Source organism: Kitasatospora sp. NPDC029367, from assembly GCF_055569135.1.
In genome coordinates, this window is record NZ_JBVHYH010000007.1 from 109,366 (window position 1) to 130,902 (window position 21,537).

Annotated in this window: 19 protein-coding genes and 1 tRNA gene; 10 read left to right on the plus strand and 10 right to left on the minus strand. The window is 73.6% G+C overall.

Annotated elements, in window-relative coordinates:
* The first annotated feature begins 56 nt into the window (after nt 1-56).
* Nucleotides 57-2,945 (plus strand): helix-turn-helix transcriptional regulator, encoded by a 2,889-nt coding sequence (locus ACZ4W5_RS06715; protein WP_465653369.1) that lies wholly within the window; start codon nt 57-59, stop codon nt 2,943-2,945.
* A gap of 55 nt (nt 2,946-3,000) precedes the next feature.
* On the opposite strand, the gene ACZ4W5_RS06720 is transcribed toward ACZ4W5_RS06715, so the two are convergent.
* From ACZ4W5_RS06720 to ACZ4W5_RS06735, 4 genes are all read right to left on the minus strand, one after another.
* Nucleotides 3,001-4,407: a YDG/SRA domain-containing protein gene (locus tag ACZ4W5_RS06720; protein ID WP_465653371.1), complete on the minus strand. Its 1,407-nt coding sequence runs from the start codon at nt 4,405-4,407 to the stop codon at nt 3,001-3,003.
* Between the two features lie 400 nt (nt 4,408-4,807).
* Nucleotides 4,808-4,881 (minus strand) — tRNA-Pro (locus ACZ4W5_RS06725).
* A gap of 99 nt (nt 4,882-4,980) precedes the next feature.
* Entirely contained in the window at nt 4,981-5,925 is a 945-nt protein-coding gene (locus ACZ4W5_RS06730; protein ID WP_465653373.1) for a metallophosphoesterase, read from the minus strand.
* A 24-nt stretch (nt 5,926-5,949) separates the two neighbouring features.
* Nucleotides 5,950-6,693: a CGNR zinc finger domain-containing protein gene (locus ACZ4W5_RS06735; RefSeq protein WP_465653375.1), complete on the minus strand. Its 744-nt coding sequence runs from the start codon at nt 6,691-6,693 to the stop codon at nt 5,950-5,952.
* A gap of 141 nt (nt 6,694-6,834) precedes the next feature.
* On the opposite strand from ACZ4W5_RS06735, the gene ACZ4W5_RS06740 reads away from it, so the two are divergent.
* Nucleotides 6,835-7,287, plus strand: coding sequence for a GatB/YqeY domain-containing protein (locus tag ACZ4W5_RS06740; protein ID WP_360227053.1), 453 nt, complete (start codon nt 6,835-6,837; stop codon nt 7,285-7,287).
* Nucleotides 7,288-7,437: 150 nt separating this feature from the next.
* Here ACZ4W5_RS06740 and ACZ4W5_RS06745 read toward each other — a convergent pair whose 3' ends face one another.
* Complete coding sequence (locus ACZ4W5_RS06745) at nt 7,438-9,696, minus strand: transglycosylase domain-containing protein (RefSeq protein ID WP_360227050.1); 2,259 nt, start codon at nt 9,694-9,696, stop codon at nt 7,438-7,440.
* 504 nt (nt 9,697-10,200) lie between these two features.
* On the opposite strand from ACZ4W5_RS06745, the gene ACZ4W5_RS06750 reads away from it, so the two are divergent.
* Nucleotides 10,201-10,524, plus strand: coding sequence for a WhiB family transcriptional regulator (locus tag ACZ4W5_RS06750; RefSeq protein ID WP_033333275.1), 324 nt, complete (start codon nt 10,201-10,203; stop codon nt 10,522-10,524).
* A gap of 170 nt (nt 10,525-10,694) precedes the next feature.
* On the opposite strand, the gene bagB is transcribed toward ACZ4W5_RS06750, so the two are convergent.
* Both bagB and bagA read right to left on the minus strand, forming a co-directional pair.
* Nucleotides 10,695-11,822: an ATPase BagB gene (bagB, locus tag ACZ4W5_RS06755; RefSeq protein WP_402488264.1), complete on the minus strand. Its 1,128-nt coding sequence runs from the start codon at nt 11,820-11,822 to the stop codon at nt 10,695-10,697.
* A gap of 107 nt (nt 11,823-11,929) precedes the next feature.
* Nucleotides 11,930-13,003, minus strand: a complete 1,074-nt coding sequence (gene bagA / locus ACZ4W5_RS06760; protein WP_360227047.1) for an ATPase BagA — start codon at nt 13,001-13,003, stop codon at nt 11,930-11,932.
* 337 nt (nt 13,004-13,340) lie between these two features.
* Here bagA and ACZ4W5_RS06765 point away from each other — a divergent pair, with 337 nt between their 5' ends.
* From ACZ4W5_RS06765 to ACZ4W5_RS06785, 5 genes are all read left to right on the plus strand, one after another.
* The gene (locus ACZ4W5_RS06765) at nt 13,341-13,499 is read left to right on the plus strand and encodes a DUF4177 domain-containing protein (RefSeq protein WP_360227045.1); all 159 of its coding nucleotides are present in this window, start codon (nt 13,341-13,343) and stop codon (nt 13,497-13,499) included.
* Nucleotides 13,496-13,963 (plus strand): RidA family protein, encoded by a 468-nt coding sequence (locus ACZ4W5_RS06770; RefSeq protein WP_360227042.1) that lies wholly within the window; start codon nt 13,496-13,498, stop codon nt 13,961-13,963. The genes ACZ4W5_RS06765 and ACZ4W5_RS06770 overlap by 4 nt, the downstream gene beginning before the upstream one ends.
* A gap of 69 nt (nt 13,964-14,032) precedes the next feature.
* Complete coding sequence (locus ACZ4W5_RS06775) at nt 14,033-14,902, plus strand: NUDIX hydrolase (protein WP_465653378.1); 870 nt, start codon at nt 14,033-14,035, stop codon at nt 14,900-14,902.
* 142 nt (nt 14,903-15,044) lie between these two features.
* Nucleotides 15,045-15,218, plus strand: a complete 174-nt coding sequence (locus tag ACZ4W5_RS06780) for a hypothetical protein (protein ID WP_360227037.1) — start codon at nt 15,045-15,047, stop codon at nt 15,216-15,218.
* Nucleotides 15,219-15,249: 31 nt separating this feature from the next.
* Nucleotides 15,250-16,083, plus strand: a complete 834-nt coding sequence (locus tag ACZ4W5_RS06785; RefSeq protein WP_360227034.1) for an MBL fold metallo-hydrolase — start codon at nt 15,250-15,252, stop codon at nt 16,081-16,083.
* A 58-nt stretch (nt 16,084-16,141) separates the two neighbouring features.
* On the opposite strand, the gene ACZ4W5_RS06790 is transcribed toward ACZ4W5_RS06785, so the two are convergent.
* Both ACZ4W5_RS06790 and ACZ4W5_RS06795 read right to left on the minus strand, forming a co-directional pair.
* Nucleotides 16,142-16,816 (minus strand): Crp/Fnr family transcriptional regulator, encoded by a 675-nt coding sequence (locus ACZ4W5_RS06790; protein ID WP_030288117.1) that lies wholly within the window; start codon nt 16,814-16,816, stop codon nt 16,142-16,144.
* Between the two features lie 153 nt (nt 16,817-16,969).
* On the minus strand, nt 16,970-18,007 hold the full coding sequence (locus ACZ4W5_RS06795) for a DUF5937 family protein (RefSeq protein WP_465653381.1): 1,038 nt from the start codon (nt 18,005-18,007) through the stop codon (nt 16,970-16,972).
* Between the two features lie 113 nt (nt 18,008-18,120).
* Here ACZ4W5_RS06795 and ACZ4W5_RS06800 point away from each other — a divergent pair, with 113 nt between their 5' ends.
* Nucleotides 18,121-18,939 (plus strand): isocitrate lyase/PEP mutase family protein, encoded by an 819-nt coding sequence (locus tag ACZ4W5_RS06800; protein WP_465653383.1) that lies wholly within the window; start codon nt 18,121-18,123, stop codon nt 18,937-18,939.
* Between the two features lie 4 nt (nt 18,940-18,943).
* On the opposite strand, the gene ACZ4W5_RS06805 is transcribed toward ACZ4W5_RS06800, so the two are convergent.
* Nucleotides 18,944-19,570: an RraA family protein gene (locus tag ACZ4W5_RS06805; protein ID WP_360227025.1), complete on the minus strand. Its 627-nt coding sequence runs from the start codon at nt 19,568-19,570 to the stop codon at nt 18,944-18,946.
* Between the two features lie 181 nt (nt 19,571-19,751).
* Between ACZ4W5_RS06805 and ACZ4W5_RS06810 the strand changes: the two genes are divergently transcribed.
* A complete protein-coding gene (locus tag ACZ4W5_RS06810; protein WP_465653385.1) occupies nt 19,752-21,527 on the plus strand; it encodes an FUSC family protein in 1,776 nt (591 codons plus the stop codon).
* Nucleotides 21,528-21,537 lie beyond the last annotated feature (10 nt).

Below are 21,537 nucleotides of genomic sequence, written 5' to 3' on the forward strand. Positions count from 1 at the left end.
ACCCCTACGTAGCCGTTGTGCCGGAGCGTCGGCGGCCGGCTGGGTAGGGTCGGGGCATGCTCTACGGGAGGGAACACGAACAGGCCGCCGTGGACGGCCTGTTGGCGCGGGCGCGGGACGGTGGCGCCGGGGCGCTGCTGCTCCGCGGCGAGGCGGGCATCGGCAAGACCGCCCTGCTGGACGACGCAGTGGCCCGGGCCGGGACGGCCTTCCGGGTGATCCGGGCGGCCGGCGTCGAGTACGAGGCCGAACTGCCCTTCGCCGGGCTGAGCCTGCTGCTGGCCCCCGGTCTGGACCGGCTGGACGTCCTGCCCGGGCCGCAACGGCGCGCCCTGGAGGCGGCGTTCGGCCTCGGCGACGCACCCGTAGACCCGGCCGCGGCACCGCCCGCTGCCCCCGCCCCTGCCACCACCCCTGCCCCCGCCGACCGGCTGCTGGTGGGCCTCGCCACCCTCGGACTGCTCGCCGAACTCGCCGCCGACCAGCCGCTGCTGTGCGTGCTCGACGACGTCCAGTGGCTGGACCGTGCCTCCCTGGACGCCCTACTGCTCGCCGCCCGTCGCCTCCAGGCCGAAGGGGTGGCCCTGCTGCTCGCCGCCCGCACCGAGCCCGGCGCCTCCGCCGAGCGCCAACTCGGCCTGCCCGAGGTGCGGGTGACCGGCCTCGCCGAGGCCGATGCCACCCGGCTGCTGACCGAGCGGGCCGGCCCCGACCTGCCCGCCGCCGTCCGCGACCGTCTGCTCGCCGAAGCTGCCGGGAACCCGCTCGCCCTCACCGAACTCCCCGTCACCACCGGCCCGCAGGCGGACACCACGGGCGGGCTGCCGCTCACCAGCCGCCTGCTGATCGCCTTCCACGGCCAGGTCACCGGCCTGCCGCCGGCCACCCAGACCCTGCTGCTGGTCGCCGCCGCCGAGGAGAGCGGCGAACTGAACGTCCTGCTGCCCGCCGCGGCCGCGCTCGGCGTCGGCGCCGAACACCTCGCCCCCGCCGAGGAATCCGGTCTGGTCACCGTCACCCCCGACCGCCGGATCGCCTTCCGCCATCCGCTGCTGCGCTCCGCGATCCTGCAGCGCGCCCCGCACCACCAGCGGCTGACCGTCCACCGCGCCGTCGCCGGGGCGCTCCCGGACGGCGACCGCCGCACCTGGCACCTCGCCCTCGCCGCCACCGCCCCCGACGCCGCCCTTGCCGACGCGCTGGAACGCACCGCCGTCCGCACCGGCCGGCGTGGCGGCCACGGCGGCGCGGCCGCGTACGAACGCGCCGCCCGGCTCACCCCGGACCGCGACGCGGCCACCCGCCGGCTCGTGCTGGCCGCCGAAGCCGCCACCGAGGAAGGCGAGTTGACGCGTGCCGAGACCCTCGCCGACGAGGCCGCCGCCCGCACCGACAGCGTCCTCGCGCACGCCCTGCTGGACCATGTCCGGGCCACCGCGCACTTCTGGCGCGGCTCCTACCCGACCGCGTACCGGCTGCTGCTGGACGCCGCCCTCGCGCTCGCCGCCGACGAAACGGCCGCCACCGACGAGGCCACCGCCGCCGAGGTCGCTGGCGCCGAGGTCGTCGAACCCGCCCACGCCGCCCGGATGCTGTTCCAGGCCTTCCACGCCGCCTGGTACGTGGGGGAGGAGCCGGTGGCCGAGGTACTCGACCGGCTCGCCGCCCTTCCACTCGCCGCCGACGACCCCGTCGCCCCGCTCGCCCGCTACCTCCCCGCCGCCGTCCTCCCGGCCCTCGGCCGACCCACTGCCGCACCGCAATCCCCGGCACCGCCATCCCCGGCACCGGCATCCGCCGCACCGACCCCCGCCACACTGTCCCCGGCCCGGGAGGCCGTCGAAGCCGCGCGCCGGGCCGGCGCCGAGAGCCCCGCCGACCTGGTCCAACTCTGCGGCGCCACCCTCATCCTGGGCCGTGACGAGGAGACCGTCGACCTCGGCGGCGAACTCGTCGCCGAGGCCCGCGCCAAGGGCACCCTCGGCGTGATGCCCACCCTGCAGTTCTTCCTCGCCGAGGCCGAGCTCTTCCACGGCCGCCACGCCGACGCCGAACTCACCGCCACCGAGGCCCTCGACCTCGCCAGGGACACCGGCCAGCACCAGTGGGTCAGCCAACTCAGCGCCCTGCTCGCCTACCTGGCCGCCCTCGACGGCCGCACCGAACGCTGCACCGAACTGGCCACCACCGCGCTCGCCACCACCGGCCCGCAGACCGCCGCCCCCGCCGCCGGCCGCCCCTGGGCGCACTGGGCCCTCGCCCTGCTCGACCTCGGCCAGGGTCGCGCCGCGGGTGCCGCCGACCGCCTCCACGCCCTCACCACCGGCCCGCACCGGCACCACGTCAGCGCCACCCGCGCCGTCCCCGACCTGGTCGAAGCCGCCGTCCGCCTCGGCACCCCGGACCGCGCCGCCGAGGCCTACGAACGCTTCGCCCGCTGGACCACCGCCGCCGGCCGCCCCTGGGCCGAGGCACTACGCCTGCGCTGCCAGGCCCTGCTCGGCCCCGACGAACTCGCCGAACCCGCCTACCGCGCCGCCCTCGGCCTGCACGCCACCACCCACCGCCCCTTCGAACAGGCCCGCACCGCCCTGCTCTACGGCGAATGGCTCCGCCGCACCCGCCGCCGCACCGACGCCCGCCCCCACCTCACGGCCGCCCTCGAAGTCTTCGACCGCCTCGCCGCCCACCCCTGGTCCACCCGCGCCCGCACCGAACTCTCCGCCACCGGCGCCCCGGCCCCCACACCCCAGCCCTCCCCGGCCCTCCCGAACCCCCTGACCCCTCAGGAACTCCAGATCGCCCGCCTGGCCGCCCAGGGCCTCACCAACCGCGACATCGCCGCCCAACTCTTCCTCAGCCCCCGCACCGTCGCCCACCACCTCTACAAGGCCTACCCCAAACTCGGCATCACCTCCCGCACCGCCCTCCCCACCACACTCTGACCCACCCGAGACACGGCCGGGGCCCTGCCGATTTGTCGGCAGGGCCCCTGGGTGTTCAGTTCGCTGCGTCGTGCTTCCAGCCCTCCGAGTGGTGATCCCGGTGATAGGCCAGATGAGCTCGGTCTATCCGATGGCTCGGAGCCTCGCGCAGCTTCCCGATCTCCGCACCCGTGGCGTGGTCAGTGATCGTCAGATCATCCGCGATGGTCAGCATGCCGAAGTCAAAGAGAGCATGGTGGTTGGGGCATAGGCACAGGACGTTCGCAGCGACATCCGGGCCGTTGTGCGGCCGGCCGAGCGCGCGGACGTGGGCAGCTTCTGCGTAGGCACCGGTACGGGTGGCGAGCCGGATCCCGCACACCTGGCACGTGAACTCGTGGGTCTGCTTGACGTGGTTCGCGACCTTGGTGCTTCGGACGATCCGCTGGACGGTGGTCTCCAAGCGGGTCGGAGCGTCCTGCCCGACCGGTTCCTTGAACTGGGCTTCCCGGGCTTCACGGGCTTCACGGCTCGGCGACTCGTCGGCCGCGAGTTGCTCCAGCCGGTAGCGCCAGACCAAGAAGCCGGACTTGCCAGTGGCGTGCCAGTAGTCCACGACCCGGAACAGCCCGTCGTAGCGGTAGATCATGCTGCCCGAGCGCCCGGAACCGTCCGGCTCTCCCCGGATGACCCGGACTGGAACGTTCGTGGTCCTGCTGGTGACCAGAGCGGCGTTGCCGAGGGTGAGCGGCTGGTCGAAGGTCTGGATCCGTGCGTCCTTCAAACGGCCGCCCTGGCCGGTGTAGACGATGACGTCACCATGGTCCTCGTCATCCTCGTACCCGCCGGATACGACGATGGATTCGGCGCCCTTCTCCTGCGTCCCGCAGATCCCGGCCTGGAGCTGTCGGTGGACGCCCGCATCGAATGCAGCCCGCCGACTGGCGAAGACCTGTCCGACCGTTGTTCCCGGCACGTGGCCGAAGCCGTCGAAATAGGTAACGGCAGCGAGATGGGTGTCCGCCAGCAAGTCCGAGGGCCTCTCCGCGTCGAAGAAGCGGCTCACCAGCGCGCTGACCACCCGGTCCCGAGCGGTGGGCGAACTGGCCATGAGTTCGTAGAAGCTGTGCTCCAGCCCACCCGTCGGGTTCTGATCATCGAGCCACCGCCGGACCGCTGAGCCCCTGGCCGGTGGAACGGGCCCCTCGTGGCCGTCCAGCTCCCACAGTGCCGACCGGCTCAGGGCTACGAAGGGGTACTCCGGAGCGGGGTCCGAACCAGGGCGTCCGTGCTTCTCGAGCACCGCTCGCAGCTCGTCCTGTGCGACGGACCACGAGACCGCCCTCGGCTGCTGCGCCGCCGCTCGCCCGATCGCCCACAGCAGGGTGATCGGCTGGTGCCTGGCAGGCTGACCGGAAGACCGGTCAACGCGCAGTGCGGCGATCGCAGCGCAAAGATCATTGACGTGGCTTGCCTCTTGCATCGGGCCCCCCGGAGTGCCGCTGGGTCATCTCTGTAGCCCGAAACGCGGGCGAGCTTGCCGCAGTTCCACCAACTGGGGACCGGCCGCGGAGCCCACGGCGACCCAGCGCTTCCCGGGAACGGCGAGGAACAGGCCACGTTTGGCACTGGCCCTTGTGGAGCCGCTTCACCCGCTGGGCTGTCGCCCTGCTGCGGACGACCCGCTGGGTGTTGACGGCGCGCCTCGGCGCAGGCCCGTGTGCCGCGCTGTCGTGGAACGGGGTGCCGTCCTTCTCCGACGATGCGTCGGCTGCGCCGGACACCAAGATCCGCAAGTCCATCGGACCTTCGCAGCTGCCCAATTGGCCCTGCATAACGTCAGAGGGCCCACCGGATCTCTCCGGTGGGCCCTCTGTACTGGGTCGGGGTGGCGGGATTTGAACCCACGGCCTCTTCGTCCCGAACGAAGCGCGCTACCAAGCTGCGCCACACCCCGGTCTTTCTGTTTGTCGCTCCGTCTCCTTCGCGACGAGTAGAACTCTACCGGACGCTCGCCGAGACACGAAATCCGGTTTCGGCGGGCGTCCGGTCGGGGTCAGCGGGGGGCCGGGGTGAGGGTGAGGAGGGTGGCTTCCGGGGGGCAGGCGAAGCGGACCGGGGTGTAGCGGTTGGTGCCGCAGCCGGCGGAGACGTGGAGGTAGGAGTGGTGGCCGCCGGCCTTGTGGGTGGAGAGGCCCTTGACCCGGCGGGTGTCGAGGTCGCAGTTGGTGACCAGGGCGCCGTAGAAGGGGATGCAGAGCTGGCCGCCGTGGGTGTGGCCGGCCAGGATCAGGGGGTAGCGGTCGGCGGTGAAGGCGTCGAGGACGCGCAGGTAGGGGGCGTGCACGACGGCGAGCGAGAGGTCGGCGTCGGCGGAGGGGCCGCCGGCGACGGCGGCGTAGCGGTCGCGGCGGATGTGCGGGTCGTCGAGGCCGGTGAACTCGAGGTCGAGGCCGTTGACGGTGAGGCGGCCGCGGGTGTTGGTCAGGTCGAGCCAGCCGGCGGCGTCGAAGCCGTCGCGGAGCTTCTCCCAGGGGTTGTGGACGGCGCCGCTGATGCCGCGGTTGCCGGTGCCGTCGGGGTTGTTCATGCCGTGGACGCCGCTGCGCATGGCCTGGAGGTAGCGGGCGGGGTTCTTGCGGGCCGGCCCGTAGTAGTCGTTGGAGCCGAAGACGTAGACGCCGGGGAAGTCCATCAGCGGCCCGAGGGCGTCGAGGGTGGCGGGGACGCCGAGCGGGTCGGAGAGGTTGTCGCCGGTGTTGACCACGAGGTCGGGGCGCAGGCCGGCGAGGCTCTGCAGCCAGCGCTGCTTCTTGCCCTGCCCGGCCACCATGTGGATGTCGGACACCTGGAGAACCCGGATGGGCTTGGCGTCGTGGGGCAGGACGGGGACCTCGACGCGGCGGAGCCGGAAGGCACGTACCTCGTACCCGACGGAGTAGGCGAGGCAGGCGGCGCCGGCGGCGGCGACACCGAGGGGGACGGAGTACAGCGGTCGCATCAGCCCATGCTCTCAGACGGTGGATCAGCTGGTGAACGTCCGGTGGCGCGGTGCGGACACGGCCTCCGTGACCTGCATCGCGTCGACCGGGTCGGTAGAGGTGTTCGGGGCGGCAGAGGTGCCCGGGGCGGTCGGGGCGACCGGATCGGTCGGGTCGGTGTCCCGGCGGGCGCGCAGGGCCCGGACCTTGTTGCGGTTGCCGCAGCGTTCCATCGAGCACCAGCGCCGCCGTCCGGGCCGAGAGGTGTCGACGAAGAGCAGCCGGCAGTCGTGCGCCCGGCATTCCCGGATCCGGTCGGCGTGTGGGCCGGTGAGCAGGGCGATGGCGTCCCGGGCGAGGGTGGAGACGAGCTGCGTGCCGTCGGCGGGCAGCGGGGCGGCCGCGGTGCCGTCCGGGGCGATCTGGGGGACGAGCGGGGGGTGGGCGGCGGCCCGGTTGAGGGCGGCGCGGTCCGCGGGGTCGCCGGGGCGGCCGTGGGCGCGGTCGGCGGCCAGGCGCCAGAGGGCGTCGCGCAGGGTGCGGGCGGCGCCGAGCTGGTCGTCGGTGATCAGTACGGTGCCGACGGGCAGCCGCAGCCGGGAGCGCCGGAGCCAGTCGGTGAGGTCGGACGGGCGGTGCAGCACCTCGTACCGGGCGTACGGGCCGGGGCCGCCGGTGGTGAGCAGTTCCAGGCAGAGGGCGCCGGGGTCGAAGTGGAAGCGGGTGCCGGTGGCGGTGGTGAGGACCAGGCCGGTCGGGTGTTCCGCTGCGCCGTCTCCGTCGGTCATGTAACCAGGGTAGGCGGTTACGGATCCGGCGGTGGCGGCCGACCGCTGACGGCAACTGCTGACGGCAGCCGTTGACAGCGACCGCCGACGGCAACCGTTAATGGCAAGCGACGGAACGTCCCAGGTGGGAGACTCGGGCCCATGACGACGCTCAAGGCGCAGCTGCAGGAGGACCTCACGGCTGCCATCAAGGACCGGGACGAGCTGCGCTCGTCCACCATCCGGCTCACGCTGTCCGCCGTCACCAGCGAGGAGGTGGCGGGTAACGAGAAGCGCGAGCTGTCCGACGACGAGGTGCAGCGGGTGATCGCCCGCGAGGCGAAGAAGCGCCGGGAGGCGGCCGAGGCCTTCGACAAGGCCGACCGGGTCGAGCAGGCCGCGCGCGAGCGCGCCGAGGGCGAGGTGCTGGCGGGCTACCTGCCGAAGCAGCTCTCGGACGAGGAGCTGGCCGCGATCGTGGCCGCCGCCGTGGCCGAGAGCGGGGCGAGCGGTCCGCAGGCGATGGGCGCCGTGATGAAGCTGGTGAAGCCGAAGGTGGACGGACTGGCCGAGGGCGGCCGGGTGGCCGCCGCGGTGAAGGCCGCGCTGCGCTGAGCTGCACGTCGACGCCGTGACGGCCGCGCTGCGCTGAGCTGCCCGCCGCTGCCGTGACGGCCGTGCCGCCGGCACCGCCGGCACGGCGAAGGGGCGCCCTCCGGAAGATCCGGAGGGCGCCCCTTCGCCGTCGTACCGGGGTCGGGTCGGTCAGCCGTGCCTGCCGCCGTTGCCGTTCCCGTTGCCATTGCCGTTACCGCCCCCGCCGATCATGCCCGGCGGAAGGGTGAACCCTCCTCCTATCACCCCACCGGGGTTACCGGGGTTCCCGCCGCCCGGTGCGGGCGGCGGCGGGTTCTGGGCGCCCGGCTGCTGGGCGTTCGGGTCCGGCGTCGGGCCGGTGCCCGCCGGCGGGGTGGCCGGCTGGGGGTCCGGGATGTTGGTGGTCTGGATGGGCTCCAGCGGCGAGCCCTTGAGCGCCTGGTTCATGGCCATCTGCCAGATCGGGCCGGGGCCGTCGGCGCCGAACACCTCGTCGAAGTGCTTGCCGCCGATGTTGATGTTCTTCATCTTGACGCCGCCGGCGGGGCCGCCGAGCCAGACCGCGGTGGCCAGCGACGGGGTGTAGCCGTCGAACCAGGCGGCCTTCTTCTCGTCGGTGGTACCGGTCTTGCCCGCGATCTTGCGGCCGTCGTCGAGGCCGAGGGCGGCCGCGGTGCCCTTCTCGGTCACGTTGAGCAGGACGGTGTTGAGTGAGTCCGCGGTCGACTCGGAGAAGGCCTGGCTGCACTGGGACTGCGGGACCTTGAGGTCCTTGCCGTCCACCGTGGTGATCTTGTTGATCGCGATCGGGGTGCAGTACTTGCCGCGGGCGGCGAAGGTCGCGTAGACGTTCGCCATGGTCAGCGGGGAGAGCTCCAGGGTGCCGAGGACCATCGAGGGCACCTCCTGGAACTGGTCGCCCTTCGCCGACTGGGTGATGCCCAGCTTGTTGGCCATCTGCTTCATCGCGCAGAGGCCGACCTGCTGCTCCATCTGCACGAAGTAGGTGTTGACCGACAGCGCCATGGCCTGCTTGAGCTCGTACGGGCCGACCTCGCCGGTCGACTCGTTCTTCACCGTGGCCTTGGGCTTGTCGGTGTTCTTCCAGGTGCCGTTGCAGGTCGACATCTGGGGGTAGTCGATCTTGTTCTCGGACGGGAACGACTGGGTGTTCGACATGCCCGCCTCCAGCGCCGCCGCGGCGAGGATCGGCTTGAAGGTCGAACCGGTCTGGAACCCGTTGCCGCCGCCCATCGAGGCGTCGACGTTGAGGTTGACGACGGTCTGGTTCTTGTTCGGGTCCAGGCCGTACGGGCGGGTCTGGGCCATCGCCAGGATCTTGCCGGTGCCGGGCTCCATCATGGTCGCCGCGGCCGACACCTGGTCGGTCACGTTGACCTTCTTGGTGACGGCGTTCTGGGCGGCGGCCTGCTTGTCCGGGTCCAGCGTGGTGTAGATGTTCAGACCGCCGGTGTCCCACAGCTTCTTGCGGTCGTCGGCGTTCTTGCCGAAGGCCGGGTCCTGCTTGACCACGTGGCGGACGTAGTCGCAGAAGAAGCCCATGCCCGCCTGGGCGGTGATGCAGCCGTTCTGCGGGTCCTTGTACTTGAGGCCCAGCGGGGCGGCCTTGGCCTCGGCCGCCTGCTGGGGGGTGATGTGCTTGTTCTCCAGCATCTTGTCGATGACGACGTTGCGGCGCTTCACCGTGTTGTCGGGGTAGCGCACCGGGTCGTACTGCGACGGGTTCTGGACCACGCCGGCGAGGGTGGCGGCCTCGGCGACGGTCAGGTCCTTGTTGCTCTTGCTGAAGTAGCGCTGGGACGCGGCCTCGACCCCGTAGGCCTGGTGGCCGTAGAAGGTGATGTTGAGGTAGTTGGTGAGGATCTGATCCTTGGTCAGGTCCTCCTCCAGCTTGATCGCGACCTTGAGCTCCTGGATCTTGCGGCCCAGGGTCTTGCGCTGGGCCTCCAGGACGGCCGCCTGGTCGTCGCCGGCCTTCTCCACGTTGACGTTCTTGACGTACTGCTGGGTCAGCGTGGAGGCGCCCTGGGAGGCGGTGCCGCTCTCCGCGTTCTTGCCGACGGCGCGCAGGATGCCCTTGAGGTCGACGGCGCCGTGCTCGTAGAAGCGGGCGTCCTCGATGTCCACCTGGGCGTGCCGCATGAAGGGCGACATCTGGTCGGCGGTGAGGACGGTGCGGTCGCGCTCGTAGACCTTGGCGATCAGACCGCCCTTGGCGTCGAAGATCTGGGTCGCCTGGGTGAGCGGCGGGGTCTTGAAGTCGTCGGGGATGTTCTGGAAGCTCTCCGCCGTGTCCTTGGCGGTCAGGCCCATGGCGCCGACGGCGGGCAGGGCGAGCCCTGCCAGCAGGACTCCGGAGAGCACGCTGACGCCCAGGAACTTCACGCCGTTGCCGACGTGGTCCATCGGTGATCCGCCGCTCTTGCGTCGCGGAGCTCCGGGGTTGCCTGGGGGCTGGGGTGCCAGTGGGCGCTTCGGTGCCATGGGGAGAACCCTACGTCCCCGATTCCCGTACACCGGGGCAGGTGTTCGCCTAGGCTTGTCACAAGCTTGCGACAGCTTCGGTGCGTCAACATCACTCACTCTTGTGAGTGCGGAGACTTGCCCGAATTGCTCACCCTTGTCCGGGTTTTGAGGCGGCTGTGGCCTGTTGTGTTCGAGTAGACGGTTGCGCTGGGTGACGACGCCTGCGGCGAGAGTGGGGGCCTCGCGGCTCGCAAGTGCCGCGACCTGCGATCACTCCAACGAGTGAGATGACCGATACCCATAGTCCGATCGGGTCATTCGAGATTGAGCCCGAAGGGGCTGTTGCAAGCAGTCCTTCTTCCGTAACGTCCTCAACTGGCAACGGTGAATATGCCGTTGCCGCCGTGGGGGAGCCTCGAATCATCGGGAGAGGACGGCGCCGGCATGGGCTGGGTTGACGACTGGAGTGCGCAGGCCGCCTGCCGCACGAGTGATCCGGACGAACTGTTCGTCCAGGGGGCGGCACAGAACCGGGCGAAGGCGGTGTGCAGCGGGTGCCCCGTCCGGACGGAGTGCCTGGCGGACGCGCTGGACAACCGGGTGGAGTTCGGGGTGTGGGGCGGGATGACGGAACGCGAGCGCCGGGCGCTGCTGCGCCGCCGCCCGACGGTCATGTCGTGGCGGAGGCTGCTGGAGACCGCCCGCACCGAGTACGAGGAGTCCCTCGCGACCGGCGTGATACTGACGGACTACGCCCAGGCGGGCTGACCCCGGCCGCACCTCGCGGTCCGGGGCTCCCCCCGTTCCGGCCCGGACCACCCGGCCGGAGTGCCCGGACCACTCGGCCCCGGCCCGGCCCGGACCACTGGCGCCTGTCGGCCCCCACCCGGCTCGGAACACTGGCCCCACGCGGCCCGGAATACGCCACGCGGCCCGGACTACGCCGCGCCGCTGAGCCGCCCCCCGATGGCCCGCAGCCCGTCCAGGTCGTGGACGTCCCCCGGCAGCGCGGCCACCTCCACGATCGGCACGTCCGGGTACACCGAGACGAACCGGTCCCGGGTGCGCCGTTCGCGCCCCATGATCTGCATCCGCTCGGCGTGCAGCCGCAGCAGTCCGGCCGCCAGCAGCTCCGCCTCCGGCGAGGAGTGCTCCGAGCCGTTCTCCTCCAGGGCCTCGGCCGCCGCCAGCGCCCGCTCCGCGGTGAGCTGCGGCGCGCCCGTGCTGTGCACCCGGTTGAGCACCAGTCCGGCCAGCGGCATCCGGTCCGCGGCGAGCCGGTCCACGAAGTACGCCGCCTCGCGCAGTGCGTCCCGCTCCGGCGCCGCCACCACCAGGAACGCCGTACCCGGCGCCTTCAACAGCTGGTAGGTGCGGTCGGCGCGCTCGCGGAAGCCGCCGAACATCGAGTCCATCGCGCTGACGAAGGTCTGCACGTCGGTGAGCAGCTGGGCGCCGAAGATCTTGCCCAGGGTGCCGGTGAGCAGGCCCATCCCGGCGTTGAGGAAGCGCATCGCGCTGCGGCCGCCGACCTTGGCGGGCGCGGTCAGGATCCGGATCACCCGGCCGTCCAGGAAGGACCCGAGCCGGTTGGGGGCGTCCAGGAAGTCCAGCGCCGAGCGGGACGGCGGGGTGTCCACGACGATGAGGTCCCACTCCTCGGCGGCGCGCAACTGCCCGAGCTTCTCCATCGCCATGTACTCCTGCGTGCCGGCGAAGCCGGCCGACAGGGACTGGTAGAACGGGTTCTCCATGATCGCCCTGGCCCGCTCGGGCTCGGCGTGGGCCAGCACGACCTCGTCGAAGGTCCGCTTCATGTCGAGCATCATGGCGTGCAGCCGGCCCTCCCCGTCCACCCCCTTGACGACCCGGGGGGTGTTGTCCAGCTCGGTCAGACCCATGGACTGGGCCAGCCGCCGGGCCGGGTCGATGGTCAGCACCACGACCTTGCGGCCGCGCTCGGCGGCCCGCAGGCCGATCGCCGCGGCGGTGGTGGTCTTGCCGACGCCGCCGGAGCCGCAGCAGACGATGATCCGGGTCTTCGGGTCGTCGATCAGCTCGTCCACCGCGAGCCGGCTGCCGTTGCCGTTGCCGCTGCCACCGCGGCCGACGCCACCACCAACGCTGCCGCCACCACTAACGCCACCGCCACCGCTGCCGCCGTTCGCCGGAGTCACGCCGCCCCCTGCCGCTTGAGTTCGCCCGCCAGCCGGTACAGCCCGCCGAGGTCCACGCCCTCGCCCAGCAACGGGAGTTCGTACGTCGGGAGCCGCAGCTGTTGCAGGTCGGCACGCTGCGCGCGCTCCAGCTCGACCCGCTCGGCGTGCTCCCTGGCCTGCTCCAGCAGCGGGTCGATCAGCGGCTCGACCGCCGCCCGTACCGTCTCCGCCTTGCGCGAGCGCCCGCCCAGCCCGGCCTCGCCGAGGGCCAGCGCGACCTCCTCGCGGTGGTCCCCGTCCACCGCGGCCACCGCGGCCGCGTCCAGCAGCGGGGGCCGGACCATGTTGACCATCACTCCGCCCACCGGGAGCTTCGCCTCGCGCAGCTCCGTGAAGCCGTCGACCGTCTCCTGCACCGGCATCTCCTCCAGCAGGGTGACCAGGTGCACCGCGGTCTCCGGGGACCGCAGCACCCGCATCACGGCCTGCGCCTGGGTGTGTATCGGGCCGATCCGGGCCAGCCCGGCGACCTCGGAGTTGACGTTCAGGAACCGGGTGATCCGCCCGGTCGGCGGGGCGTCCATCACCACCGCGTCGTAGCGCCGCCGCCCGTCCGGGCCCTTGCGGCGGGCCGCCTCGCAGGCCTTGCCGGTGAGCAGCACGTCCCGTACGCCGGGGGCGACGGTGGTGGCGAAGTCGACGAAGCCGACCTTCTGCAGTGCCTTGCCGGCTCGGCCGAGCTTGTAGAACATCTCCAGGTACTCGAGCAGCGCCTGCTCGGTGTCGATCGCCAGCGCGAGCACCTCGCCCGGCCCGCCCTCGCCGGCCGGCAGCCCCAGTTGGGGGCGGGAGACCGAGGCGATCCGGCGCTCCTCGTACGGGAGGGCGGCGATCCCGAACAGTTCGGCGATGCCCTGCCGCCCCTCGACCTCGATCAGCAGCACCCGGCCGCCGTCGGCGGCCAGGGCCAGGGCCAGCGCGGCGGCCAGCGTGGTCTTCCCGGTGCCGCCCTTGCCGCTGACCACGTGCAGCCGGACCCCCTCCCAGTCGGGGTCGCGCCGGGTCGCCTGGCCGGGGGTGCGTGCCACGCTGCGTCTCCGTCCGTCTCCGTCCCTGCGGGCGCCCCTCCTGCGGGGTACCCCTGCCGAGGGGGCCGCTCGCGGACGAGGGCGCCCCTCCACGAGGATGCCGCTCCGTACGGACGCCCCTCCCTGCGGGTGCCCCCTCGCGAGGACGCCCTCTCGCGAGGGTAACCAGGGAGCGCTCCCGATGCCCGGAGCACCTGGGGCGCCAGGACTGAATCATGCCCCCTTTGTGCCCCACCTCACACGCCGGTCGGCGAGGGCCGGTGCGGCTGCGCGTGCGCGGCCCGCACGGCGGCCCGGGCGGCGGCGATCGCCGGGACACCTCGTCTAGAGTCTGGCCATGACCAAGTGGGAATACATGACGGCGCCCCTGCTGGTGCACGCCACCAAGCAGATCCTGGACAACTTCGGCGAGGACGGCTGGGAGCTCGTCCAGGTCGTGCCCGGCCCGAACACGGAGCAGCTGGTGGCCTACTTCAAGCGGGAGAAGAACGCATGAGCAAGGTCGAGTCGAAGCTCGCCGAGCTGGGCCTGACCCTGCCGCCGGTGGCCGCCCCGGTCGCCGCCTACGTGCCGGCCGTCCGGTCCGGTGAGTTCGTGTTCACCTCCGGCCAGCTGCCGGTCGTCGGCGGCAAGCTGGTGAGCACCGGCAAGGTCGGTGCCGAGGTGTCCCCGGAGGAGGCCAAGGAGCTCGCGCAGACCTGCGCGCTGAACGCCCTGGCCGCCGTGAAGTCGGTGATCGGCGACCTGGACCTGATCGAGCAGGTCGTGAAGGTGGTCGGCTTCGTCGCCTCCGCCCCCGACTTCATCGGCCAGCCCGCCGTGATCAACGGTGCCAGCGAGCTGCTCGGCACGGTGCTGGGCGAGGCCGGCGTGCACGCCCGCAGCGCGGTCGGCGTCGCGGTGCTGCCGCTGGACGCCCCGGTCGAGGTCGAGCTCCAGGTGCGCGTCAAGAGCGCCTGAGTCCGAGCGTGATCACGAAGGCGGGGTCGGGCCTGTCCAACCCCGCCTTCGTGCGCTTAGCATCCGGGCATGGACCATCGAGCAACGACGCTCCCGATGCCGCCCGGCTGGCCCGCCCGGATCCGGGCGGTCGACTCCGGCCTGCTGACCCCGGCGGTGGCCAGACCCGCCGCGACGGTCGTGCTGCTGCGCGACGCCGCCGACGGGCCGGAGGCCTACCTGCTGCGCCGTCGCACCTCGATGGCCTTCGCGGCCGGGATGTACGCCTACCCGGGTGGCGGGGTGGACCCGCGGGACGCCGAGGTCGAGACCGGCTGGGCCGGGCCGTCGCCCGAGGAGTGGGCGCAGCGGCTCGGGGTGGACGCCCGGACGGCGCGGGCGGTGGTCTGCGCGGCGGTGCGCGAGACCTTCGAGGAGGCCGGCGTGCTGCTGGCCGGACCGGACCCGGAGAGCGTCGCCGCACCGCGTGACTGGTCCGCGGAGCGGGCCGCGCTGGAGGCCCACGAGCTGTCCTTCGCCGAGTTCCTGCGGGACCACGGCCTGGTGCTGCGCAGTGACCTGCTGGGCGGCTGGGCCCGCTGGATCACCCCGGAGTTCGAGGAGCGGCGCTACGACACCTGGTTCTTCGTCGCCGCCCTGCCGGCCGGGCAGCGTGCGGCGCTGGAGGTCGGCGAGGCCGACCGGGTCGCCTGGCTGACGCCCGCCGAGGCGGTCCGGGGCTACCAGGAGGGCCGGTTCGGCATGCTGCCGCCGACGGTCACGGTGCTGCGCGAGCTGTCGTCGGTGCGGACCGCCGCCGAGGCGCTGGCCGCGGCCGCCGACCGGGTGCTGGAGCCGGTGCTGGGCCGGGCCGAGGTCCGCGGCGACCGGATGACGGTCCGCTGGCCCGGGTACGACGAACTGACCATCGACGGGGAGTACCCCGCCGAGGAATCCTGACCTCCTCCGTACGAGGACCCCTCCGTGCGGGGACCCCGCCGTACGAACGCCCTCCGTGCGAGGACCCTGTCGTACGAACCCCCTCGTGCGAACCGTTGCACGACGACTTCGAGAGATGCCGACCGGAAAGGACCGACGACCGATGGACCACGACGATGTGGCTCGCCGGACGGCCCCCGAGCTGCCCGCCCGCCGAGTGATCCCCCGTTCCGCGGCCTGTGACGGTCCGGTCCCGTTCGTCGAGGTCGCCCAGCGCGCCCTCGTCCGGGTCCTGCCCCTGCGGGCTCTGCACCGCGAACTGGAGGGTGGCCGGTGAGCGGGCGAACCGTCGAGAGGTGGTTGGGCGCATGAGCGGAGTCCTGCCGGGCGACCCCGCTGCGGCGGTGGGCGGGGAGGCCACCGCGCGGGCGCTGTGCGTGCTGGCGCCGAACCCGTCGCCGATGACCCTGGACGGCACCAACACCTGGCTGCTCTCCGAGCCCGGCTCGGACCTCGCGGTGGTGGTCGACCCCGGCCCGCTGCACGAGGGCCACCTGCGCCGGGTGCTCGACCTCGCCGAGGAGCGCGGCAAGCGGATCGCGCTCACCCTGCTGACCCACGGCCACGCCGACCACGCCGAGGGCGCGGCCCGCTTCGCCGAGCTGACCGGCACCGAGGTACGGGCCCTGGACCCGGCGCACCGGCTGGGCTCCGAGGGCCTGGTCGGCGGCCAGCGGCTGGACGTCGGCGGCCTCGACCTGCGGGTGGTCGCCACCCCCGGCCACACCTCGGACTCGCTGACCTTCCACCTGCCGGACGACGGCGCGGTCCTCACCGGGGACACCGTGCTCGGCCGCGGCACCACGATGGTCGCCCACCCGGACGGCCGGCTCGGGGACTACCTGGACTCGCTGCGCCACCTGCACACGATGGCCTCCGCGCACGGCGTGCGGACGGTGCTGCCCGGCCACGGCCCGGTGCTCGCGGACGCGCTGGGCGCGGTCGACTACTACCTGGCGCACCGGGCCACCCGGCTCGCCCAGGTGGAGACCGCGGTCGAGGCGGGCTGCCGGACGGCCGCCGAGGTGGTCGCCCGGGTCTACGCGGACGTGGACCGGGCGCTCTGGCCGGCCGCCGAGCTGTCGGTGCGGGCCCAGCTGGAGTACCTGGAGGATCACGGGCTGATCCCGGACCAGGGCTGATCCCGGAACGCCGAAGGGCCCGTCCGGCTCGGACGGGCCCTTCGCGGTGCTCGGAGCGTCAGCGCGAGCGGCGCGACAGCCGCTCGACGTCCAGCAGGACCACCGCGCGCGCCTCCAGCTTCAGCCAGCCGCGGCCGGCGAAGTCGGCGAGCGCCTTGTTGACCGTCTCGCGGGAGGCGCCGACCAGCTGGGCCAGCTCCTCCTGGGTGAGGTCGTGGGCGACGTGGATGCCCTCCTCGGACTGCACGCCGAAGCGGCGGGAGAGGTCCAGCAGGGCCTTGGCGACGCGGCCGGGCACGTCGGAGAAGACCAGGTCGGACATCACGTCGTTGGTCCGGCGCAGTCGGCGGGCGATGGCCCGCAGCAGCGCGATGGAGACCTCGGGGCGGGCGTGCAGCCAGGGCTGCAGGTCGCCGTGGCCGAGGCCGAGCAGCTTGACCTCGGTCAGCGCGCTGGCGGTGGCGGTGCGCGGGCCCGGGTCGAACAGCGACAGCTCGCCGATCATCTCGCTGGGGCCGAGCACGGCCAGCATGTTCTCGCGGCCGTCCGGCGAGGCGCGGTGCAGCTTGACCTTGCCCTCCGCGACGACGTACAGCCGGTCGCCCGGGTCGCCCTCGTGGAACAGCGACTCACCACGGGCGAGGGTGACCTCGGTCATGGAAGCGCGCAGCTCGCCGGCCTGTTCGTCGTCGAGTGCCGCGAAGAGTGCGGCGCGCCGCAGAACGTCGTCCACGTGCTTCCTCCTTCTCGGCCGTCCGGCGGGTGGGCCGTCCGGCGCAAGTTTCCGTTCAGTGTTCTGCATCACCAAGCATGGCGCATGTCGCTCCGATCATATGAGGAGGGGGTGTGTCCGGGTGTGCCGTGCGGGGCCATTCGCACCGGCGGGTCACGGGGCGGGGCGCCCGGCGGCGGCCGCCCGGCCGAACTTCCGTCCGTCCGGATCGAACAGGGAGTCGCCCACGGCGGTGCGGGCGGAGAGGACGGCGTGCCCGGCCCGGTGGGCGCTGGTCAGGCCCGCCGTACGCAGGGCGGTGAGGTGCTGGGAGACGGCGGCGGGGGACAGCCCCGTCCGGCGGGCCAGCTCGGTGGTCGAGGCCGGGGAGTCCAGCTCGGCCAGCAACTGGGCCCGGGACCGGCCGAGGACGGCGGCCAGCGCGTCGGTGCGCGCGGCCGAGCCCGGGCGCTCCTCCCAGAGCGCGGCCGTGCCGCGCGCCGGGTAGACCAGCTGCGGCGGGTCCGGCGGCAGCACCCGGGTGAGCACCCGCGGCCAGGCGAAGGCCGAGGGCACCAGCAGCAGTCCGGCCGCGGTGTTCAGCCGGTTCACCGCGCAGTGGCGGTGCTCCAGGCGCAGCGCGGTGCCGTCCCAGCGGATCGTCTCGTGCAGGTCGTCCAGCATCCGCGCGCTGCCGTGTTCGGCGGCCTGCCGGGAGCGGTGGAAGACGTCCGCGGCCAGCAGCGCGCTGATCCGGGCCCAGTACGGGGCGAGCGCCAGCTCCCAGTACGCCTCGATCTCGGCGGCCAGCCGGGGCAGCTGGCCGGCCGGGTCGCGGTGCAGCAGTTCCAGGGCGGCGGGCAGCCGGCCGCTGGCCTCGGCGGCCAGGATGTCGAGGTCGGCGCGGACCTGCTCGGCGCCGGTCGCGGTGATCGCGGACAGCTCCTCGGCGAGCGTGGTCGAGCAGCCCGCCGGGGCAGGGTTGAGGAAGTCGGGCAGGTGGCCCTCGGGCGGGACCATCGCGGCCAGCCGGCCCCGGTCCAGTCCGGCGGCGGCCAGCCGCTCGCGCACCTGGTCGGCCCAGCGGCGGTGCAGCGCCGGGACGGGGGAGCGGGCCAGCGCGCGCAGGCTGGTCACCACCTCCTGCATCGGGCTGACCGCGAACCGGGTCAGCGCCAAGTCCTGGGTGGAGAAGTGGAGTTCCGTCCGCATGCCGCGGCCCCCTTCGGAAGATTCGGCCCCAGCTTAATCACTGGTGGCCGGCCCGGAGCGGGGCGCAGGATGCCTGCGTTCCCACCGTTCCGTACGAAAGCCGGTGACCCACCATGTCCACCACCCCCGAGGCCCGCGAGCGGGCGCTGCGGCTGCGCGAACTCCTCGCGGAGGGCGTGCTCGTCCTGCCCAACGCCTGGGACGCGGGCAGCGCCGCGGTGATCGCCTCGGCCGGCGCCCGGGCCATCGCCACCACCAGCGGCGGCGTCTCCTGGTCGCTGGGCCGCGGCGACGGCCAGCGGATGGACCGGGCGGCGGCGGTCGCGGCGGCCCGCCGGGTCGTCGCCGCGGTGGACCTGCCGGTCACCGTCGACGCCGAGGGCGGCTACGGGCCGCTGCCCGCCGACGTGGCCGAGACCGTCACCGAACTGGTCGGCGCCGGCGCGGCCGGGGTCAACCTGGAGGACTCGACGGCCGTCGGCGGGCCGCTGTTCCCGGTGGCCGAGCAGGCCGAGCGGCTGCGCGCGGCCCGTACCGCGGCCGCGGCGGCCGGACTGCCCGAGCTGCTGGTCAACGCCCGGACCGACGTGTTCCTGTTCGGACTGGGCGGGCTCGACGACGTGCTGGTCCGGGCCGAGGCCTACGCCGAGGCGGGCGCCGACGGCCTGTTCGTCCCCGGGCTGCTGGACCTCGACCTGCTCGCTGAGCTGTGCCGGCGCTCCCCGCTGCCGGTGAACGCGATGGCCGGGCCGGGCGGGCCGAGCGTCGCCGAACTCGCCGCCACGGGGGTGCGGCGAGTCAGCGTCGGTACCGGCCTCGCCCAGGCCGCGTACACCACGGCCCACCGGGCCGCCGTCGAGCTGCTCGGCGCCGGGACGCTGACGGAGCTCGACGGGGCGCTCGGCTTCGGGGAGCTGAACGGGCTGTACTGACTCCTTACCCGGTGAAGCCCAGCTCGGCCAGGCTCTGCTCGATCCGGGCGTGGTGGGCGGCCTCCCAGTCGTCCAGGGTCTCGGCGGACTCCTTGGCCAGCTTCGCCCGGGCCGCCTCCAGGGCCCTCGCCCGCTCGGCGGCGGGCACCACCACGACGCCCTCCTCGTCGGCCACCACGATGTCGCCGGCGGCCACCAGCACGCCGCCGCAGCGCACCGGTGCGCCGTGGGTGCCCAACTGCTTCTTGGCCCCGGGGATCGGGATGACGCCCCGGGCGACCACCGGGAAGCCCAACTCCCGTACCTCGCCGAGGTCGCGGATCAGCCCGTCGGCCACGAAGGCGGCGACGCCCCGGCGCTGCGCCACGGCACAGACGTTGCCGCCGGCCAGCGCGTAGTCCAGGTCGCCGGACTCCACCACGATCACCGAGCCGGGCTCGGCCCGGTAGATCGCCGCGTGCAGCATCAGGTTGTCGCCGGGCGGGCACTGCACGGTGAAGGCCGGTCCGGCCACCCGGGGCATGCCCGCCCAGAGCGGGCGCAGGCCGATGTCCGTGACCTGGGCACGGCCCAGGACATCGGCCAGGGTGGTGGTGGGAATGTCCGCGAAGTCCTTGAAGTCCCCGTGCATGCTTCCTCTTTCCTCGATCTTCTCGACGGTCGGCCCGTGGGAAGACTAGGACGCGGAGGTGGACGGGGGTTCAGGGGGCGCGGGCCGGGGCTCGCCGCAGAACTCGTCGCTCCCGGGAAACACATGTGCCCGGTCCCACGAGCAGGTATTTCACGGGTAAATTACCTGCTAATCTTTTTTCATGGCCACACCCGCCCAGTTCCGGCAGGCCCTCCGGGTCGGCCCGCCCGGGGACATCTGGCACAAGCCCGCGCTCAGCGCCGTGGTGACCCTCGGCCTCCTCAACCTCACCCTGCTCGCCCTCGGCCGACTCGACCTCGCGCTCTACACCTCGGCCGGCGGCCTCGGCGCGCTGTACGGCCACGGCCTGCCCTACCGGGCCCGGGCCCGCACCCTGGCCGGCGTGCTGCTCGGCACCCTGCTCAGCACCGCCGTCGCCCTCACCGCCGCCGCGCTGACCCGCGACGCCGTGGTGCTGGTCGCGGTCGCGGCCGTGCTCGCCGCGCTGCACAAGCTGGGCTGCGACGCCGCCCGGATCGGCCCGCCCGGCAGCCTGATCATCACCTTCACCACCGCCAGCTGCGCGTTCGTCCCGCAGCACCCCACCGACCTCCCGCCGCACCTGGCGCTCACCGCGCTCGGCGCCGCACTGGCCTGGCTGGTCGGCATGGCCCCCGCGCTGCTGCGCCCGTACGGGCCCGAGCGGATCGCCACCGCCCGCGCGCTGGAGGCCGCCGCCCGGCTGGCCCGCACCGCGCCCGGCACCCCGGACGCGGCCGCCCGCACCGCACTGGTCGGCGCGGTCGCCGCGGCCCGGCAGAGCCTCGCCCTCTCCTCCCCGGCACGGTGGCGCACCCTCGGCGACGCGCCCGAGCGGCTGCTCGTCCGCGCGGAGTCGGCCCTGGCCGCGCCCGCCGGGCGGGCCGACGACTCCGCTGCCGCCGCCGTCGCCGAGCGGTACCAGGCCTGGGCCCGTGACCTGCGCCGGGGCCGCCGGTTGCCGCTGCTCGACCTCACCGAAGCCGAGGCCGCCGAACTGCGCGCCCACCGCCCCGGCCACCGCCCCGGCCACCGCCCCGGCCACCGCCCCGGCCACCGCCCCGGCCCCCGCCTGCCGCTGCACCGGGCACTACGCCGGGCACTGCGTCAGGCGTTGGGGCCGGGCTCGGCGCTGTTGCCGATCGCCCTGCGGGTCGCGGTGGGCTGCGCCGCCGCCGGGTGGCTCTCGCTGGCCCTCGGCGTCGGCCGCCCCTACTGGGCGGTGGTCACCGCGGCCTCGGTGTTCCAGGCCAACAGCACGCTCTCCTGGCAGCGCGCGCTGCAGCGGGTGCTGGGCAACCTGATCGGCCTGGTGCTGTTCACCGCCGCACTGCCCCTCGCCCACTCGGGGCAGCCGGCGATGATCGGGCTGGGGCTGCTGTGTCAGTTCGGCGCCGAGGCGACGATCGCCCGCAGCTACTGGCTGGCCACCGTCTTCGTCACCCCGATGGCCCTGCTGATGACCGAGTTCGCGGGCCTCCAGCCCGCCCGGACCCTGGTCGCCGACCGCTGGCTGGACACCTGCGTGGGCGCGCTCACCGGCCTCGCCGCCTGCCTGCTGGTCACCAACCGCCGCACCGCCACCCGGCTGTCCCGCGCCCTGGCCGGGGCCGAGACCGCCGCCCGGGAGGCCCGGGCGGCGGTCGCCGCCGCTGCGGCCGTCGGCTCCGACGCCTTGGCGGCCCGGACCGGACTGGCCACCGCCCTGCTGGAACTGCGCGAGGCCGCCGACACCGCCACCGGTGAATGGCGCCGCCCCGCCCTCCCGCACCGCCGCACCGCCGACACCGAGCAGCACGCCCACCACCTGCTGGCGGCCCTCCTGGCGCGACGCGGCACGCCGGACACGTCCGAGGGCCTGCTTCGAACTGCCGCCTGCCGGGCGGGCGGACGACGGGGGTCCGAAGAGACGCCCTAGGATCGACGGA

Excerpts from the sequence above, each read along its gene's own strand:
- ACZ4W5_RS06805 (WP_360227025.1), bottom strand. The coding sequence starts at position 19,570 with ATGCACGGGGACTTCAAGGACTTCGCGGACATTCCCACCACCACCCTG.
- ACZ4W5_RS06810 (WP_465653385.1), top strand. The coding sequence starts at position 19,752 with ATGGCCACACCCGCCCAGTTCCGGCAGGCCCTCCGGGTCGGCCCGCCC.
- ACZ4W5_RS06770 (WP_360227042.1), top strand. The coding sequence starts at position 13,496 with ATGAGCAAGGTCGAGTCGAAGCTCGCCGAGCTGGGCCTGACCCTGCCG.
- ACZ4W5_RS06765 (WP_360227045.1), top strand. The coding sequence starts at position 13,341 with ATGACCAAGTGGGAATACATGACGGCGCCCCTGCTGGTGCACGCCACC.
- ACZ4W5_RS06785 (WP_360227034.1), top strand. The coding sequence starts at position 15,250 with ATGAGCGGAGTCCTGCCGGGCGACCCCGCTGCGGCGGTGGGCGGGGAG.
- ACZ4W5_RS06800 (WP_465653383.1), top strand. The coding sequence starts at position 18,121 with ATGTCCACCACCCCCGAGGCCCGCGAGCGGGCGCTGCGGCTGCGCGAA.
- ACZ4W5_RS06750 (WP_033333275.1), top strand. The coding sequence starts at position 10,201 with ATGGGCTGGGTTGACGACTGGAGTGCGCAGGCCGCCTGCCGCACGAGT.
- ACZ4W5_RS06795 (WP_465653381.1), bottom strand. The coding sequence starts at position 18,007 with ATGCGGACGGAACTCCACTTCTCCACCCAGGACTTGGCGCTGACCCGG.
- ACZ4W5_RS06715 (WP_465653369.1), top strand. The coding sequence starts at position 57 with ATGCTCTACGGGAGGGAACACGAACAGGCCGCCGTGGACGGCCTGTTG.
- ACZ4W5_RS06780 (WP_360227037.1), top strand. The coding sequence starts at position 15,045 with ATGGACCACGACGATGTGGCTCGCCGGACGGCCCCCGAGCTGCCCGCC.
- ACZ4W5_RS06730 (WP_465653373.1), bottom strand. The coding sequence starts at position 5,925 with ATGCGACCGCTGTACTCCGTCCCCCTCGGTGTCGCCGCCGCCGGCGCC.
- ACZ4W5_RS06720 (WP_465653371.1), bottom strand. The coding sequence starts at position 4,407 with ATGCAAGAGGCAAGCCACGTCAATGATCTTTGCGCTGCGATCGCCGCA.
- ACZ4W5_RS06740 (WP_360227053.1), top strand. The coding sequence starts at position 6,835 with ATGACGACGCTCAAGGCGCAGCTGCAGGAGGACCTCACGGCTGCCATC.
- ACZ4W5_RS06735 (WP_465653375.1), bottom strand. The coding sequence starts at position 6,693 with ATGACCGACGGAGACGGCGCAGCGGAACACCCGACCGGCCTGGTCCTC.
- ACZ4W5_RS06745 (WP_360227050.1), bottom strand. The coding sequence starts at position 9,696 with ATGGACCACGTCGGCAACGGCGTGAAGTTCCTGGGCGTCAGCGTGCTC.
- ACZ4W5_RS06775 (WP_465653378.1), top strand. The coding sequence starts at position 14,033 with ATGGACCATCGAGCAACGACGCTCCCGATGCCGCCCGGCTGGCCCGCC.